The sequence below is a fragment of the Vibrio sp. B1ASS3 genome (assembly GCF_905175355.1).
Classification (GTDB): domain Bacteria; phylum Pseudomonadota; class Gammaproteobacteria; order Enterobacterales; family Vibrionaceae; genus Vibrio; species Vibrio owensii.
On the sequence record NZ_HG992743.1, the window covers coordinates 1,511,171 to 1,527,432 of the forward strand.

Here is a 16,262-nt window from a genome sequence, read left to right on the forward strand (position 1 = left end):
AAAACCGCCGATTATTTAGCCTTTTGTTGTTATAAAGCTTAAGAAGTGAGCTTTGGCGCTCAATTTTTGAGGTGTACATGAAAATGTACACTTTGTTGAGAGGTGTTAGAAACCCGGAACATAGCCTAGATTCAGCAATATCGTTATTATTCGCTCCGTACCGACACGTTTCGGTTCACATACCTCTAAACACTGATTTACGGTTCGAAAATATAGGTAAATGAGTGTTCCGAATGCTGGGTTTGGTTCCCCAGCATTTGCATCCTTTCTTTAAATTCTTTCAGTGCTTTTATTTGACACAATTGGCTTTGTGGGATTTCGCTCGTTCCTGTTTTTACAGTTGTCCATGCTTTACAACGAGCATCGCTTTCAACCAATTACATTTCCTTGTCTAGTGCGTCAATGATATAAGTGAGTGCTGCAACACCCATATCTGCCACTGCTCGCTCTATCAGGCTCAAATTCTCATAGGTTTGATTCAGCTCAGTCTGGTCAAGATCGCATCGATGCAAAAACAGCTCTTTATACTTCATCAACCTTTTCTGTGATTCTCTGGTTAACCATGTCATATCCAAGCGACTATCACGGCTGCGATTGCGAATTTCATCAAGCAATTGTTCTAAAACGCGTTGCATTTTGCGAATACTTACTTCACCAGAAATTGATTTATAAAGCTGATATTTTTCCATTTTCTGAAACTGACTGAAATTTAGTAATTTTTTTGTGGAACGTCATTCTTATCGCTATATCAACTTGGGTAAATACGAGGTGGTTAAACTGGTCCGGATATTGCGTGCTTCAGGACAAAACTGTCCTTTAAGGAGCGCCTATGCATGTAGACCCACTGATTGAAGTACTGATTGCTCGACGCAAAGAGAGAGGTATGTCGCGTGAGCAAATGGCAAAAGTCGCAGGGATGAGCGAAAAGACTTATCAAAGAATTGAGAGAGGCGAATCGGATTTAAAGCTCTCCCAATATCGCTCCATTCTGCGGGCTCTCAACCTAACAGATTTGGATGTCGCCCTCGATGCTAGAGGGGTCGGTAACATCTCTGCAAGCGATGTAGCCTCAGCAGCGAGATTACTGTCACCAGAGGCACAATCCATGCTGACTAAGCTGATCTTCTTGGTGTTAGAACAGACAGCCAACGAAAGCAAAAGCTCAACGAGAACATAAAGTCGTGCCCTAGACTCCTCAGTCAAACAAAGTTATGGTGAGCTAAACTTAAAGATTAGAGCTTCGGTACTCCAACCATGGGGGAATGCATTATGAGAAGCATCTGGGTCATGATCACCGCCATTCTCTGCTTGCTAGGGGCAACAAGCCTGTCTGCACAGCCGCAAGTGAAGCCCGCGGTAAAGCCGATCACGCAACCGGGTAACAAACACGATTTGCGCCCTGTGAATCGCCCTCATAGGCCAATCAAGCCGCCCCACTATAATCGGCCACCTTATTACCGTCCGCCCTACTACAGACCACCCTATTACCATCGACCGCCATATGTCGTTAGGCCACCGCGTTACCATTCCTCGTTTATCTATGTGAGACCGGGTTATTGGTATCCACCCTATCGTGGACGTTATTACTATTATCATAGCGATCTCGTTGGCATAGCGACTTTCGCCATTTTTGCAGGCATCACCTATGCCATCGTTCAAGACTCGTATTACCGTAGGAATGGAGACCGCTATGATTACGTCCGTTACCCACCAAGCGGTAACTACACGATTGTGAATGGAAACACCATCACGACGTCTTCTTCAACGTCGTCAAACTATGCGCCATCGTCGTCAGGGCAAGTAGTATCTTCTTCGCCAAGTTCGAACACGCCGCGAGTCACCCACGTTGTTCCGGCGACAAAACCTCAACCTAGCCCTTACAAACTCGGAGAGATCGTAGATTCACTGCCTCACACGAAAGAAACAGTCGTCGTCGACGGACAGAGCTATTTCAAATACAAGAATACTTGGTTTGCGCCACTCAGAGCCGAACGTAAGTTTGTTGTGGTGGAATCCCCGTTGTAGCGCTTTATGTATCACCCTAAACGAACTAAACCCGCACGCTGCGGGTTTATGTTTGTTTGTAGATAGCCGTTTGAGTTACTCGCTTTTCAATAGAGTGCTTCGAACTCTGGAATCCTCGCTTTACCTCTCAGTAATAAGAAGTTCAAGAATCTGCTTGTCGACGTAGTGAGTATCTTCTCTTCATCCACATTGTGTTTCTCCAGCAAAGCAATTGCCAAGTCTAACTTGGAGATCTCTTCACAGAAGTGAGCATCCGACCCTGTACTGAAGTAAACGCCAATCTCTTTGCCGAGCTCGACAATGCGATCACAACGGGAATCACTGCCCTTGCGGCTTTTGCCTGTCAAAGATGTATTGTTAACTTCAATTGCGACATTGTGTTCTTTGGCACAGCGCAACACTTGCTCCATATCAAATGAGTAATTTGGGTTACCTAAGTGACCAAGAACATCCACTCTGCCGCTTTTAATCGCATTTATCAGGGCAGCGGTATGTTCAGCTTCAGTCGCGGGTTTGAATACGGGTTCATGGAAACTCGCAATCACCCAGTCAAGATGTTGGTCAGAGGACGCTGGTAAGTCTATCTCCCCTTTAACATTCAGCGTGTTGGCTTCTACGCCACGGAGAATACCTACATCGTGTAAAAAGCGGGGCAAAATTCTTTGATTGTTGAAATACCAGTAGTGAGGGGCTCCTGGCATCTCGGGAGCATGATCGGTGGTACAAAGAAGTTTTAGCCCCTTATTCTTAGCAGACAATGCGTTCTCTAAAATGGTGCTGTAAGCGTGTCCACTGGCAATAGTATGGGTGTGGCTATCAATCACGATATCCATGGTGACCTCCTGAGATTGTGGACGAACTATCGAATTTCGAACGAACCGTTTTGATTGAGGAACAACGATAAGTCTGCAGGAATTGAGTGGTTCAACACTTTATCAACGTTAACCGCATCAGAACGTAAGTAGAACTCTAAGGCGGCTTCTGGGTCTGTGCCACCACGAATCTTACGATTGACTAAACGCTCTTGTAGAAACTCCGCTTGAGTATCAATAAACACCGTAAAATCGGCCAAGCGATGCAGCTCTTTCCATACTGGTTCATCTAGCAACAACCAGTTGCCCTCGACGACGACAATATTGCGGTTAACCTGAATGGCATCATCAACCGGATCATGCAGGTTACGGTCGTAGTAAGGCCATTTGCTGTCTTTCACTTTAAGCTGTTTCAGCTTGTCGATAAGCTCGGTGAGATTGAACGTCTCGTAAGAGCCTTTAATGCTGCGCAGAGGGACAATTTCACCATTACGCTCAATGGTGTTGCTGTCTAGGATTTCGTTCGGGTAGTGAAAACCATCAAAAGGCAGAACCTGAAGTGGCTCTTGGTTTTCATCTTGTACAGAAAGGTATTCCCAAAACGCAGCAAGGGTCGACTTACCGCTGCCCGGAGGGGCACATAAGAACACGACAATGCGCTCCTGCTTCTCATGATATAAACGGGTAAATTTTTCGATAAGAGGTTGATGGATTCGCTTTACGTCGGCATCGGGAAAGGTAGCTTCGGTTTCAAAACCACTGACGTTTAAATTCACTTTCATGGTGAACCCTTATTGATTGATCTCCCCTTCGATTCTTTCTATCAACATTTCACACGACAGCTTCAACACTGTTTTGATGAGAGATTCGTATCTCATTTGCGAAAAGGACTCAAACGAAGAGAACTTAAGCTGATTGATCGACTCAAGATAAAAGCTGTCTTGCTGAGAAGAGAGTACCGCTTGGTTTTTGATGAAGTCGTAAATCACGTCATCCGCAAATTCGACTTTCTCCGGTTGGCTAACCACGTACTCCAAGACCTGATCGTACAATCCGATATCGGCGTAAGTTTCCAAAGAGATTTTGCCCATCGCAAACATCAGCTTCGATACCACATCGGTCGTCACCAACGGACCGTCTTCTTTCAATAAAGGATCCACAGCATACTCCTTCACGAGATCGTCTTGGACGAACACACTCGGAAGTAATGCTTTTAACTTGAGGTTAATTATTTTGTTAGAAACCTGAAGAAACGCAGTCGCATTTTCGCACTCGTCCAGTTTCTCCAGTAATTCGTCTTCACGTGACAACGTATTATGACCTCTCCATTATGTGGCAGCGCAAAGGCTACCACACAAATTCGTTGCAACTAAACCGTTAAGCTCACGTCATAAAACTCAAGTAACGCTTTTTCTGCATGTGCGTTCCACACATAGTTATTCGCGTTCAAAATTGCGTCTAATTCGGCGAAGAACGGGTCTTGGTCTGCCAACGATAAGAAATCATCAATCGCGGTCAACGGCAGGTCAATGTGTGGGTAAATCAACTTCTTACCACCCGGGATATCCAGCTGATTCAGAATCGTATGTGGCGCAGCTTGCAGACCACCAACGTGGGTGATCATGAACGATGGATTGATCTTACCTTGTGAAGACAAGTCGATAGATTCCACCATGTCACCGGTCGAGCCACCAGATGTGCCAACAATGTGCGTTGATTCGTAATGCACGTTGTAGAAGTTAAACGGTACCTTAAATTTTTTATCGGTAGGGCCTGCGAAGAAGTTCAAGCAGCCATCGTTACCCAACAACTCATCGGCTTGTTCTAGCACTTGCGATACCGCTGCATACACCATCACGTCGTCGTAGCCTTTGCCATCGTTCAGCGCTTTCAGATAAGTCACAGGATCATCAACTTGAGCGGTGTTCACGTAATGCAGTTCAACGCCTTGTTCTTTTGCTTTTTCAACCGGGATTAAGCACTCTGCTCGGTCTAAGCGTGCAGCGTCGATGTCTGTCACCACAATTAGTTTTGGCTTCACAGGTCCGTTAATCGCGTAGTCAATCGCGCCAATCCCCATAGGGCCAGCACACGCTAATAGCGCTAACGCTCCCCCCTCTTTGATGCCCATATCATGCTCATACACGTATTGCGTAGTGTGGTAACTCGCATGGTAAGCACCGATGATGCATGACATTGGCTCAGCCAAAGACGCATCTGCAAAGTAGTCACCGTGGTAAGGCAGTACACAGCCTAAGTCGATAGCGATTTTAGGAATGATGGAATACGTTGCGTTGCCACCAAAGGTTTCGTAGCTGTAACCCGCAGAGTAACCAGTAGGCAAACCCATTGCTGGTTGTAGAACAAAGTAATCGCCTGCTTTGTATTGATCTTTTAGGTTCTCACCGACTTCAACAATCACACCTGCGTATTCATGACCCGTCATCACTGGCACTTCATCGATGTTCTCAGGTACGCGTTTGTGTTTGCTACCCAACAATGCTGCTTTGTAAGTGGACAGGCAAATGCTGTTTGAAATGTTTTTAACCAGAAGTTCATCGGCTGAAATGCTTGGCAAATCAAAGGTTCTTAGTTGAACGTCTTTCTCGCCACAGATAACCGCTGCCGTTGTTTGTACCATGATTTCTCTCCTAAATGGGGTGGTAGGTGCCACCCCATACTGCATTGTTAGGCTGGTTGCTCAGTCGCGACCGCTTGTTGCTTAATCGTATCCATCAGCTCATTGAGCGCTGGGTCGTTGAGGAAGTTCTTAATCGTTACCACTGGCAAGCCTGTTGCTTTGATGGCTCGACTTTCTAAGCTTTCGTGTGTCACGACGATGTCGGCTTCACTTGGGACTTTTTCGATGGCGAAGTTCTTCACTTCAATATCAATCCCGGCTTGAACTAACTTGCGTTTGAAGGTTGAAGCGCCCATCGCACTTGAGCCCATACCCGCATCACAAGCAAATGCGACAAATGAAATTGGTTTGTTTACTTCTTGTGTTGCTGCAGCAACTGGTTTGATTGCGCCTTCCGCTTTCATGTCTTTCATATCAGAGACAGACTGTTCAAACTCGTCTTCCTTGTCTTCTGCTTTGCTCATCTTCAGAATCGCACTTGCAACAAGGAACGAAACAATCGTTGCAGTTGTGACACCTGCGATGGTCGCTAGGAAGCTGCCTTTCGGAGTCAATGCTAGGTAAGAGAAGATTGAACCTGGACTTGGACCTGCTACCAAACCTGCATCAAGTAGGTTGAAGGTTGCGATACCTGTCGCTGCACCCGCAATCATCGCCAAGATCATGATTGGCTTCATTAGCACGTACGGGAAGTAGAGCTCATGAATACCGCCGAAGAAGTGAATGATGATGGCACTTGGCGCAGAACGTTTAGACAGACCTTGACCAAACTTCGCGTAAGCCAGCAGCATACCAAGACCTGGACCTGGGTTAGATGCCACCATAAAGAAGATAGATTTACCTGTTTCAGCGGCCGCCTGCAGACCTAGTGGGTAGTAAATACCTTGGTCGATAGCGTTGTTTAGGAACAGCACTTTCGCAGGCTCGTTGATGATAGCGAGCAGAGGAAGGAATCCCGTTGCCACCAAGGCTTCGATGCCTGATTTTACAAACAAGTTTGCCGCTGTTACTGCAGGGCCAACAATCTCGTAGGCGAACAGGCACAGGATCATGCCCACAATACCTAATGAGAAGTTGTTCACCACCATCTCAAAGCCAGAAGGAATACGGTGTTGGATTCGCTTATCCATTTGTACCACAACCCAAGCACTGAGTGGGCCCATGATCATCGCGCCAACGAACATTGGGATGTCCGCACCAACGATAACACCCATGGTACCAATGGCACCGGCTACCGCGCCGCGTTTATCACCAACAATCTGACCGCCAGTATAACCGATCAACAGTGGTAATAAGTAAGTTATCATTGGACCAACGAGTTCCCCAAACGCTTCGTTTGGCATCCAACCTGTTGGGATAAAGAGTGCAGTAATAAAGCCCCAAGCGATGAAGGCTCCGATATTTGGCAGCACCATGGCGGTCAAATGACCCCCGAAGGCTTGCACATTGGCTCGCATGTTTGCTTTCACGTTATGTTCCTTTTAGTATGCTTTTATTATGTCTAGCACTTGTTCCTTAGATGAAGCTTGTGCCAGTTTTGCAATGTTCTCTTCGTCCACAAACATCTCGCTCAGCGCTTGAATCACCTCAATGTGGGTATCAGAGTCTTTTGCAGCTAGGGTAATAAGAATGTTGGCAGGACCAAGGTCCGAACCAAAATCAACTGGTGAAGGGAAAATATGAATGCCCAAGCCCGTTTTTAGGACACCGGTTTCTGGGCGAGCATGTGGCATCGCCAGTCCAGGGCACAACACATAGTAAGGACCATTTTCTTCGGTCGATTGGATGATGGCATCCGCGTATTGCTGAGAAACGTAACCTTTGTCTTCTAGGTATTGCGTTGTCTTTTTAACTGCGTCTTGCCATTGGTAAGCGCGGTCATTAATAACATCTACTAGTTCGTGGTCGATTAATTCATACAGCATTTTTAAACCCTATCAACAGTTCGGTATCGATGGGTTAATTATCAATAAGAGTAGTAGAACCGCGCAAGCACGCCTCTTTTGTGCAACAAATCACAATTAAATGGCTGTCAATTTGTTTTAATGAACGTAGCTCAAAAATAGACAAAGAAAGTTAGCAACAAATTTTCTTTCAGCAACATGTCAATAGGCATAATTTGAACCTCCGCACCTATCCAAACATTTCTAGAAATTCGCAATAATTTATATCGATCACATTACAACTCTTGACTCGCTATTTATCGTGATTAAATTCAAACTTCATTTTCCACTAATTCGGCGCTAGTGAGTTTCAAACAGGGATAATCATCACACTTGTTTGCTAAGAGAAATCGAAACGTTGCTTAGTTTCAGCATAGAGCGAACAGAAGGTCGGAAGAGAAAAGGCACAAAAAACCCGCCGAGTGGCTGTCTCTTGATCACAAGTCTAGTGATCAAGAGACATTGCGAGTTCGTAGCCTTCAAGGATGGTTTGTAGTTTAAACCATCCTTCCCAAAGTGCCTTTATTGAAGCTCTGCCCGTCCTCTTGGTATCTTTCCAACCGCCTAATTTAGCGAGATTCTTGTACGCCCAGCCCATATCCGGCGTTTCTTTAGGTAACGTCTTACTTTCTAGTTTCAACCACAGCAGCTTCCAAGCTTTTTTGCCCAAGACCTTTTCACAACTTTCTGTTGATAGCTCATCAACCTCTTTAATGAAGCGTAACGCCAATAAACGTGTCGCAACAAAGGCATAGATGACACTTAACCTCTCTAAGTTACCTTTACTTTGGAGTCTTAGTGACTCCACATCCGTACCTTCACTTTTCCAGACTTTATGGAAGTCTTCAATCAGCCATCGACGCTCGTAATAACCGATAATTCTCATGGCGTCTTCAGCGTTGTTTACTGGCTCCGACGTCAAGAGGTGCCATGCTAACTTGTCTTTTGATGTCCCTTGCTCAAGGCAACCAACATAATAAACAGGTATGCCTGCGTGCTCCTTTTTGTTTGCTGGAGCCTTTAATGTCACCTGACCATATTTAACATCAAGATTTACATCTCTCGCTTTTCTTCCTCCTTTTTGGGGGATGGTAAGCTCTTTTGTCTGGACGCTTGGTAACGCTTGCGCATAGTCGTAAAGCTTTTGAGCGTGCTCTTCTAGACAGCGGCTTTGCATTGAACGAACGACAAAACGCTGCTGATGTTGACGTTTATAAGTTAAGTATTCGAATAGGTCAGCTTCTCGGTCACAGACCGAGATAACATCTAACATCTTATCCCCTAGGCGCTCAACGACACGGCGAGAAGCTTGCTCCCATTTGTAACTCTCTTTCTCCTCGTAAGGACGAGTCGCGTGTTGGTGCTTTTGCCCACGCTTAGTAATATCTCGGCTCCATCGTTGTTGCTCTATAAGACCAACAATGGTCTGACTTTGTGGTGCAAAAAGTAACGTCGAATGTACATGGAGAGCTCGAATTCTGTCGCCTTGATTCGTGTGCCCGAGTTCATCTTTTATACTTCGATGAGGAAAACAGAGCGTTGTTGTATCTTCAAGCGCGAGTAATTCCTCATGCTCGTTAGCTCGAGATACCGTTGATTGAAAACCTGCTTCAGCGATGTCTTTTGCATCGATGTTTTCATTGCGGATAAAGCGATATGCCCCTTCCATATCGGCGGGAGAAAAAGGAAGTTTAGCCACGGAGACTCCTGGTTGATTAGCAATGGAAGTCGCTAAACTGATGAGGCGTTGTGTTCTTCGAGGGTCTTTAAGTTGTGCTTGTCCAAATTGTTCTTGTGCCCAAAGTTTAGCGTCTGAGTGTGTCATCTTAGTGTTTCAGTAAGGATTCTTAAGTGATCAGAGCGCACACATGTTAAAGAGTTCAAAAAAAATCCCCAAGCTATAAGCTTGGGGATTTGTGTATAAGAGACAGCCCACTGGGAGGTTTTTTATTGCCGGTGAAAAGCAGAGCTACATAAGATCACTCATCAATGTCTCATACTCTTCGTTCGCCTCATCAACTAAATGCGACAGTTCTAATGCGTCGGTTTTCGCTAGATTGAACTGCCACGGAACGGTGTCTTCTTTCCCGCAAATACGCGTTTGAGAGCCACTACTTTCAAAAGAAAGATCATCAAACTCGGTGATGTGGTGTTCATGAAGCTCGATAATTTCAACTTCCAATTTACCGACGGGATTGACTTCAACATGGGCGTGTAAATCTGGGCTATTCGATAAACAATACTCTCGATGAACTGCAATCATGGCTGCCTCCTTGGTCTGCCAACTGACAACTCATCAAACAGTGTAGACGAGACATTTTGAACGTGGGGTGAAATAATAATGAAGATTGATCCTGAATAAAAATTCATCAACTTTAATTCTAAACCGACTCTGAATGTTCGCCCCGATAACCGTCAGTTTTTACATAAAATGACTTCATCAATGCGCGATTCAATCGCCTTTATTGCTATTGTCACTGCCATCGGCACATGAGCTTGGTAGGGATGCAATACATAAATAGGGTTCACCTTTGACGCTTTCACACCGGGAACCGGTTCAAGAAGTAAGTTCGACTCCAGCATAAAATCAGGCAAAATCCCAACGCCTAACCCCATTTCTAACAGACTAGCCACATCAAAGACGGTATTCGCTCGGTGCTTCACTGGATATTGAATTTGATGTTCCGGCTCCTTGGAGGCAAACACATGGACCACAGGTTCAAGCTGCCAATGTTGAGCAATATAAGGCGCACTTTCAAAATCAGTATGCGCGCCTTGCGCACGACACAAGACGTCACAAAACTGCCCTACTTTGCGCTGCTTAATGTTTGAATCGCCAGAAGCCCCTACTCGTATGGCAAGATCGATATCCTGTTGAACGATATCCACATGCTTATCATCACTGATCAAATTTAACTGCACATCAGAGTAATCAGCAAAAGCACTCGTTAAAGCAGGCAACACTATCGAGCGCATTAGTGCCTGTGGCGCAGTGACGGTAAGCCTTCCCGTTGGCACTTGCTTTAACTCTGTGGCTTCTAACCACGCGGCTTCTGCTTGTTTTGTCATTTGCGCGCACTGCTCGTAAAAGCGCTCACCTGTCGAGGTCAGAGTTTGCTTTCTGGTCGTACGTTTGAGTAAGCAAGTATCCAGCTCTTGCTCTAGTTGCTTCAAAGCAGAGCTCAACACTGACTTAGAAAGCTCTAACTTATCGGCAGCTTTGGAGATTGAACCACACTCGACAATATGAACGAACAGAGACATCAAACGCAGCTTATTCATCGCTCTTCCTTATTGTTCTTTTTTACAGAACATTCAATTCTTATTACTTTGTTTTTCTATCTCAATTCTAACCCTATGATTGCTACATAAACAAACACCAATCACAGGATATTCAGGATGACTCAATCAGTTTTAGAACGCGCTCAAGCAGGCATCTCAGCATGGCAAATCGCTTTCAACAATCAAGACGCTGCGGGCTGTGCAGCGCAATACGCTGAAGATGCAATTATGATTGCAAAACCATTTGGCACCTTTGAGGGACGTGAAGCGATCCAAGCATTCTGGCAAAACATCATGGACCAAGGTTTTAACAGCGTGGACTACACCAACACTAAGTGGGAAAAAGACAGTGAAAATGGCTACATTCTTACTTCAGATTGGACGATGAACAAGGCGTTTGGTGTCGTGCACAAAGAGTTATGGGAAATTCAAGAAGATGGTTTGTCTCGCCTAACTTACGATGAGTTTGAAGTGCTTGGTGAGCGTTAAGCTTTAAGTCTTTCAGAATAAAAAAATCCCCAAGCCGAAACTTGGGGATTTTTGTTTTTCAGTTTACTTAACTAAATTAAGCAAAGATGAAGGTGTATAGGTAACCTGCGCCCATTGCCATCGTTAAGATAACGAATAGGAAGGCTGCAATCATTTGGTTCTTAAAGATTGATTTCAACAAAATCACTTCTGTAAGACTTGCGCCTGCGCTACCAATGATAAGTGCCATTACTGAACCCAGTGCCATACCTTTTTGTACTAGCGCCGCACTTAGTGGAATAACTGCCTCTGCACGGATGTACAATGGAATACCAATAATTGCTGCTACTGGAATCGCGTACCACTTCGCTTCACCTGCGTACTCCGCAATAAGATCCGTTGGGATGAAGCCGTAGATGAATGAACCAATCGCAATACCCATCATTAGGTAAGGGAACACTTGTTTAAAGTCTTTCCAAGTTGAATGCCAAATACGTACCCAGCGGCTAGGCTCTTTTTCTTCCACGATTGTCGCTGTTGCACTACCGTCTGATGAACAGCAAGACACTTCTACTTTAGGTTCTGCTTTTGGTGCGCTATCACCACAACAAGATGTTTTCGCTACCACAGGCGCTGGCTCACTACAGCATGATGTTTTTGCTGCAACTGGTGCAGGTTCACCACAAGTGCTAGTACCACAGCTTGATGCTGGTTTTGCTTGTTCTTTTTTCTTGCTTGAATCACCGCAAGATGTACCACATGAAGAGGTGCCTGCTGCTTCGTACGCTTCTGGTTTTACGTAACGTTCAAAGCCTAGCTTTTCAAGTACATAGCCTGCAACCACAGACACTGTCATCGCAATAGCAAAGTAGAATACCGCTACTTTCCAACCAAAGGTCACTACAAACAAACCAATGATCACTGGGTTAAGCAGTGGACTAGCAAATAGGAACACCATCATAGGTCCAAAACCTGCTCTTGCACGCAATAGACCTTTCAAGAAAGGAATGGTCGAACACGAACAGAAAGGCGTAATCGAACCTAATAGCGCAGCAATGAAGTAACCTTTACCCTTTTTTGAACTCAGGATAGATTGAATTTTTTCTGGCGTTAGAAAATCTTGCAACACACCCACGATGTAGCTAATCGCTAGGAATAGGATGATAAGTTCGGTTGCTAGAAACGCAAACATATCAAGCGCTTCCTTAGCCATGGTCATGATTTCTGGATTCATATTGATTCTCCTACTGATGTCACATCAGTAACTGTAAATTTCCTAATGAAGCTGAACTCTTCATTTCTATTTTTCTCGAATTATAGAATTAAAAATCGACGCGTCAACTATTATATTTCGATAAATATCGAAATATAATTTAAAGTCTTAATAATCAATTGATTAACTAGGTAATTTTTCTTGTTTGCTATTCACCCACACTTTCACTATCATCGAAATGTATTTATCGTCTGTCATTCCAAGAGGTCAGTATGGAACTCGAAGCTGTAGCAAAAGCGCTCAAAGAGCTAGGACACCCTACCCGTTTATGTATCTATAAAGAGGTGGTCAAAGCAGGCTATGAAGGAATCGCGGTTGGTGGCGTACAAGATAAACTTGGTATTCCAGCCTCTACCCTTTCTCATCACATTTCGAGCCTAGCCTCAGCCGGCTTAATCAGTCAGCGTCGTGAAGGTCGTACTTTATATTGTGTTGCTGAGTATGAATGCTTGGATACGGTTATTGGTTTCTTGCGTGACGAGTGTTGCATCAATGAAAACTGCTAATCTCGAATCAATTTGGAGCGAATACGAACACGCTATTCATGCGTTCTTGCGCTCTAAAGTCAGCAATGAAGATGATGTAGACGACTTAAAACAAGAGATTTTACTTAAGACTTATCAAAACCTTGCGGATATTCGTGATGTATCAAGCGTCAAATCTTGGCTCTTCCAAATAGCGAATAACGCCATCATCGATTTCTACCGTAAACGCGCTCGAAATCAGCGTGATAATGACCTCGTTGCTGACGATCTTTGGTTTGAAGAGCAAGAATCAAACCTGAAACAAGAACTGTCAAAGTGCATTGCGCCGTTTGTGCAAGCATTACCAGATGAGCAATCGCAACTGCTCTCTTCTATTGAGCTTGAAGGTATGAGCCAGAAGAAGTTGGCCGAAGAGCAAGGCATCAGCTACTCAACCCTCAAGTCGCGCGTACAGAAAGGACGTGTCGAATTGAAAAAGCTATTTGAAGAATGTTGCAGTTTCTCGTTCGACAAACAAGGTCGTATGACAGATTGCAACCAAAACGGTGCTTCTTGCGATAAATGTTAATCCCTCGCTGAATGCACACCTCACAATGAATACCGATAGCTTGGCGGCTCGTCATCGAGTCGCCTATCCATGACCTCAATCACAGCTTTATCTCTTCGTCAGCTCTCTCATTTGCTATCTTGCTGAATAGTAAGCTTTACTTCTTCCACTTTAAGGAAGAAGGAAACTCATTTTTATGATCTCACTAAGAGAGCTCACCAAAGAAAACTATCTAGATTGTATTCGTCTCAATCTTCACCCAGAACAAGAAGAAAACCTTGCCTCCAACGCGATTACGATTGCTCAGTCACGGTTTGAAACCGACTACCGATTGAAAGTGATTTATGAACAAGAGACGATGATCGGTTTGCTTGCGTTTTGTCATGAAGACGAGCCGCTTGATTACTCCATTTACTGGCTGTTCCGCTTTATGATCGACAAAGATCACCAGAACAAAGGGTATGGAAAGCAAGTACTTAGCTTGCTCGTTGAAGAAGTGAAACAACTCGGCGGGAAAACCTTATTCACGATGCATAAACCCTCCAATCAGCAGGCAGGTAAGCTTTATCGTGCGTTCGGATTTCAAGAGGATGGCATCCTCGATGATGGTGATATATCACTACGATTAGAGCTTTCTTAATCCAGTACAAATCCAAAGCGGGAAGTTTTGGCTTTTACACCTGTTTATCAAACCATTCGGTCACCAGCGCCACCAGCTTTTGATGAACAGGGCTTAACGTATTGCCTCGCTTTAGTAACACATAGCCTGCACGACCTTCGTTCGCCATGAAATCGATGTTTAACGGGACAAATTCGCCTTTCTCATCATGAGCCTGCACTAAATGATGAGGAAGCAAAGCAAAGCCATCATTTTTCAATAATCGCATCAACACATCGATGTTACTGATTCGAGAAATGTTTGGTGACATCACCTGTTGATTACCAAGTGCGCTGGTGCTGAAATTCTCTGCAATGTATTGATGATGTGACGCGAGATCCTGCAGAGTCACCACAGGTTTCTGCGCTATAGGACTTTTCTGATGTGCATAGAAGGTAAACCTTGGGTAGCCCAAGTTGATGAACGACATCCCTTCGGTTGGGAACGCTTTGCCGCTGTTAAGTACCACCGCAAAATCCGCTTGTTTCGCCATGAGCATTTCTAACGCTTCATCTCGGCTGCGATGTAACCAATGAATCGCGGTACTCTTGTATTGCTTACGCAAAGAAAGATCGATGTCCGCTATGGCATCACACGGTACCGACATGTCGTGGCAAATCGTTATCTCCGGAACATCCCCTTGAGAGTAGCTATCACAAGAAAGCTCTAAAGACTGCATTTGGTAAAGGATGTGCTTGGCTTGAGTAAGTAACGTCACCCCTACTTCCGTCAAGGCTGGTGTTCTTCCTTTGCGTTCAAACAAGGTCACATCCCAATCAATTTCTAGATCGCTGACTTGGTGGTGTAGCGTCGCTCTGTCTTTCCCGATTACCCTTGCGGCTTGGCTAAACGATCCATGCTCCGCGACAGCAACAAATGCAGTAAGTTGATCAAAACTGGCTCTGGGCATTGGAAGATCCTCAAACAATAAACCCGTTTATCTTAGCTCAATCCAAACCACCTTGTTGCAAAATCTGCAACATAACTGAGATTACATGGTGAATACGAAACGTAATAATGACCTCGTATTGAAACGTTACGAGGGCAATTCAATGAAAGGTTTTAGCAAAAAAGTTCTTCTAGCAGCATCTGTTGCAATGGCAGTTGGCAGCATCTCTACAGCAGCAAATGCGTGTTCACGCTTGGTTTGGGAGACTCAAGACCACGGTGTATTTGTCTCTCGTACCATGGATTGGATGGAAGCCAATCAGCCAACCATTGATGTTCGTCACGCAGGCCAAACCTACCGCGGCTACGATAAAGACGATGCGCTTACGTGGACATCGAGATACGCTTCTATCGGTGTAAGTATTTACGGCGTAGGCATTATTGATGGCTTTAACGAGAAAGGCTTTGCGGCGAATGCCCTGTTCTTGGATGAAGAAAACCCAGGGGCACCACAAGCTGGCAAACAACAAATCGAAAACTCGCGCTTTGTCGCCTATTTGATTGATAGCTTTGCATCTGTTGATGAAGCATTGAAGAATCTAGATTCAATCCAAATCCAACAGTTCAGCCACAATGGCATCGAAATGAAGGGACATTATTCATTAGAAGACGCAAGTGGTGACTCTGCTGTGTTGGAATACATCGACGGCGCTTGGCAAGTTCATCATGGAAAACAATATGACGTGATGACTAACAGCCCAGAGTACGCGCAACACTTGAAAAACTGGCAAGAAGCACAACCAAAAGCGAAGAGTGATGTGAATGGTGAGTTCCCTATCCCGGGTAACATTAATTCTGCTCAACGCTTTATCTGGAACAGCTACATGAAGGACCAACTTAAAGAGCCGAGCAGCTACACCAATGGCATTGCGAAGCTGGATAGTGTGACCTACAAAATCCCATTGGATGCGGCAAACCGCCCAGTGAATGGCGAAATGCGTGGCTACGCAACCATCTATGGTTTGGTGTACAACCTAGACCAAAAAGTGATGAACGTGCGTTACCAGTATGACGACAGTTACACTCAGTACTCAGTGGACTTTAACAAGTTGAATGACGGTCATAACTACACCATCAAAGCCGATTTACCAGATCTGTTTGGTGACATTTCATCTCGCTTACAAAAAGGCGATGGCGTCATGGGTCAACACTTAGTGAAATAACTCAAATTACGTAAAAA

Annotated in this window: 20 protein-coding genes; 7 read left to right on the plus strand and 13 right to left on the minus strand. The window is 44.8% G+C overall.

The genetic code is table 11. The annotated features are described in order from the left end of the window. Positions 1-197 precede the first annotated feature (197 nt). A complete protein-coding gene (locus KJB05_RS25065) occupies positions 198-377 on the minus strand; it encodes a hypothetical protein (RefSeq protein ID WP_208446366.1) in 180 nt (59 codons plus the stop codon). Next, entirely contained in the window at positions 378-689 is a 312-nt protein-coding gene (locus KJB05_RS25070; RefSeq protein ID WP_208446367.1) for a hypothetical protein, read from the minus strand. A gap of 140 nt (positions 690-829) precedes the next feature. On the opposite strand from KJB05_RS25070, the gene KJB05_RS25075 reads away from it, so the two are divergent. Further along, the gene (locus KJB05_RS25075; protein ID WP_208446368.1) at positions 830-1,177 is read left to right on the plus strand and encodes a helix-turn-helix transcriptional regulator; all 348 of its coding nucleotides are present in this window, start codon (positions 830-832) and stop codon (positions 1,175-1,177) included. 92 nt (positions 1,178-1,269) lie between these two features. After that, entirely contained in the window at positions 1,270-2,025 is a 756-nt protein-coding gene (locus tag KJB05_RS25080; protein ID WP_208446369.1) for a hypothetical protein, read from the plus strand. A gap of 86 nt (positions 2,026-2,111) precedes the next feature. On the opposite strand, the gene KJB05_RS25085 is transcribed toward KJB05_RS25080, so the two are convergent. From KJB05_RS25085 to KJB05_RS25125, 9 genes are all read right to left on the minus strand, one after another. Next, a complete protein-coding gene (locus tag KJB05_RS25085) occupies positions 2,112-2,858 on the minus strand; it encodes a phosphatase (protein WP_208446370.1) in 747 nt (248 codons plus the stop codon). Between the two features lie 26 nt (positions 2,859-2,884). Then, positions 2,885-3,619, minus strand: a complete 735-nt coding sequence (locus KJB05_RS25090; RefSeq protein ID WP_208446371.1) for a nucleoside/nucleotide kinase family protein — start codon at positions 3,617-3,619, stop codon at positions 2,885-2,887. Positions 3,620-3,628: 9 nt separating this feature from the next. Next, positions 3,629-4,147 (minus strand): MltR family transcriptional regulator, encoded by a 519-nt coding sequence (locus KJB05_RS25095; RefSeq protein WP_005435522.1) that lies wholly within the window; start codon positions 4,145-4,147, stop codon positions 3,629-3,631. A 59-nt stretch (positions 4,148-4,206) separates the two neighbouring features. Next, positions 4,207-5,478, minus strand: coding sequence for a zinc-binding dehydrogenase (locus KJB05_RS25100; protein ID WP_038875473.1), 1,272 nt, complete (start codon positions 5,476-5,478; stop codon positions 4,207-4,209). A gap of 47 nt (positions 5,479-5,525) precedes the next feature. Then, complete coding sequence (locus KJB05_RS25105; RefSeq protein ID WP_079855974.1) at positions 5,526-6,947, minus strand: PTS mannitol transporter subunit IICB; 1,422 nt, start codon at positions 6,945-6,947, stop codon at positions 5,526-5,528. Positions 6,948-6,959: 12 nt separating this feature from the next. Continuing rightward, positions 6,960-7,403, minus strand: coding sequence for a PTS sugar transporter subunit IIA (locus tag KJB05_RS25110; protein WP_005425097.1), 444 nt, complete (start codon positions 7,401-7,403; stop codon positions 6,960-6,962). Positions 7,404-7,866: 463 nt separating this feature from the next. Continuing rightward, a complete protein-coding gene (locus tag KJB05_RS25115) occupies positions 7,867-9,246 on the minus strand; it encodes an IS4 family transposase (protein WP_213053097.1) in 1,380 nt (459 codons plus the stop codon). Between the two features lie 144 nt (positions 9,247-9,390). Continuing rightward, positions 9,391-9,684: a hypothetical protein gene (locus tag KJB05_RS25120; protein WP_208446006.1), complete on the minus strand. Its 294-nt coding sequence runs from the start codon at positions 9,682-9,684 to the stop codon at positions 9,391-9,393. 152 nt (positions 9,685-9,836) lie between these two features. After that, positions 9,837-10,703: a LysR family transcriptional regulator gene (locus tag KJB05_RS25125; RefSeq protein WP_208446007.1), complete on the minus strand. Its 867-nt coding sequence runs from the start codon at positions 10,701-10,703 to the stop codon at positions 9,837-9,839. Between the two features lie 117 nt (positions 10,704-10,820). On the opposite strand from KJB05_RS25125, the gene KJB05_RS25130 reads away from it, so the two are divergent. After that, the gene (locus KJB05_RS25130) at positions 10,821-11,192 is read left to right on the plus strand and encodes a nuclear transport factor 2 family protein (protein WP_199458968.1); all 372 of its coding nucleotides are present in this window, start codon (positions 10,821-10,823) and stop codon (positions 11,190-11,192) included. 76 nt (positions 11,193-11,268) lie between these two features. On the opposite strand, the gene KJB05_RS25135 is transcribed toward KJB05_RS25130, so the two are convergent. Next, the gene (locus KJB05_RS25135) at positions 11,269-12,405 is read right to left on the minus strand and encodes a permease (RefSeq protein WP_009704827.1); all 1,137 of its coding nucleotides are present in this window, start codon (positions 12,403-12,405) and stop codon (positions 11,269-11,271) included. A 251-nt stretch (positions 12,406-12,656) separates the two neighbouring features. Between KJB05_RS25135 and KJB05_RS25140 the strand changes: the two genes are divergently transcribed. From KJB05_RS25140 to KJB05_RS25150, 3 genes are all read left to right on the plus strand, one after another. Continuing rightward, positions 12,657-12,950, plus strand: a complete 294-nt coding sequence (locus tag KJB05_RS25140; RefSeq protein ID WP_005433559.1) for a metalloregulator ArsR/SmtB family transcription factor — start codon at positions 12,657-12,659, stop codon at positions 12,948-12,950. Beyond that, complete coding sequence (gene sigZ, locus KJB05_RS25145; protein WP_208446008.1) at positions 12,937-13,497, plus strand: RNA polymerase sigma factor SigZ; 561 nt, start codon at positions 12,937-12,939, stop codon at positions 13,495-13,497. Before KJB05_RS25140 ends, sigZ begins: the two co-directional genes overlap by 14 nt. A gap of 175 nt (positions 13,498-13,672) precedes the next feature. Beyond that, complete coding sequence (locus KJB05_RS25150) at positions 13,673-14,116, plus strand: GNAT family N-acetyltransferase (protein WP_208446009.1); 444 nt, start codon at positions 13,673-13,675, stop codon at positions 14,114-14,116. 34 nt (positions 14,117-14,150) lie between these two features. Here KJB05_RS25150 and KJB05_RS25155 read toward each other — a convergent pair whose 3' ends face one another. Next, positions 14,151-15,044: a LysR family transcriptional regulator gene (locus KJB05_RS25155; protein WP_208446010.1), complete on the minus strand. Its 894-nt coding sequence runs from the start codon at positions 15,042-15,044 to the stop codon at positions 14,151-14,153. Between the two features lie 85 nt (positions 15,045-15,129). Between KJB05_RS25155 and KJB05_RS25160 the strand changes: the two genes are divergently transcribed. After that, the gene (locus KJB05_RS25160; protein WP_208446011.1) at positions 15,130-16,245 is read left to right on the plus strand and encodes a linear amide C-N hydrolase; all 1,116 of its coding nucleotides are present in this window, start codon (positions 15,130-15,132) and stop codon (positions 16,243-16,245) included. Positions 16,246-16,262: the final 17 nt, after the last annotated feature.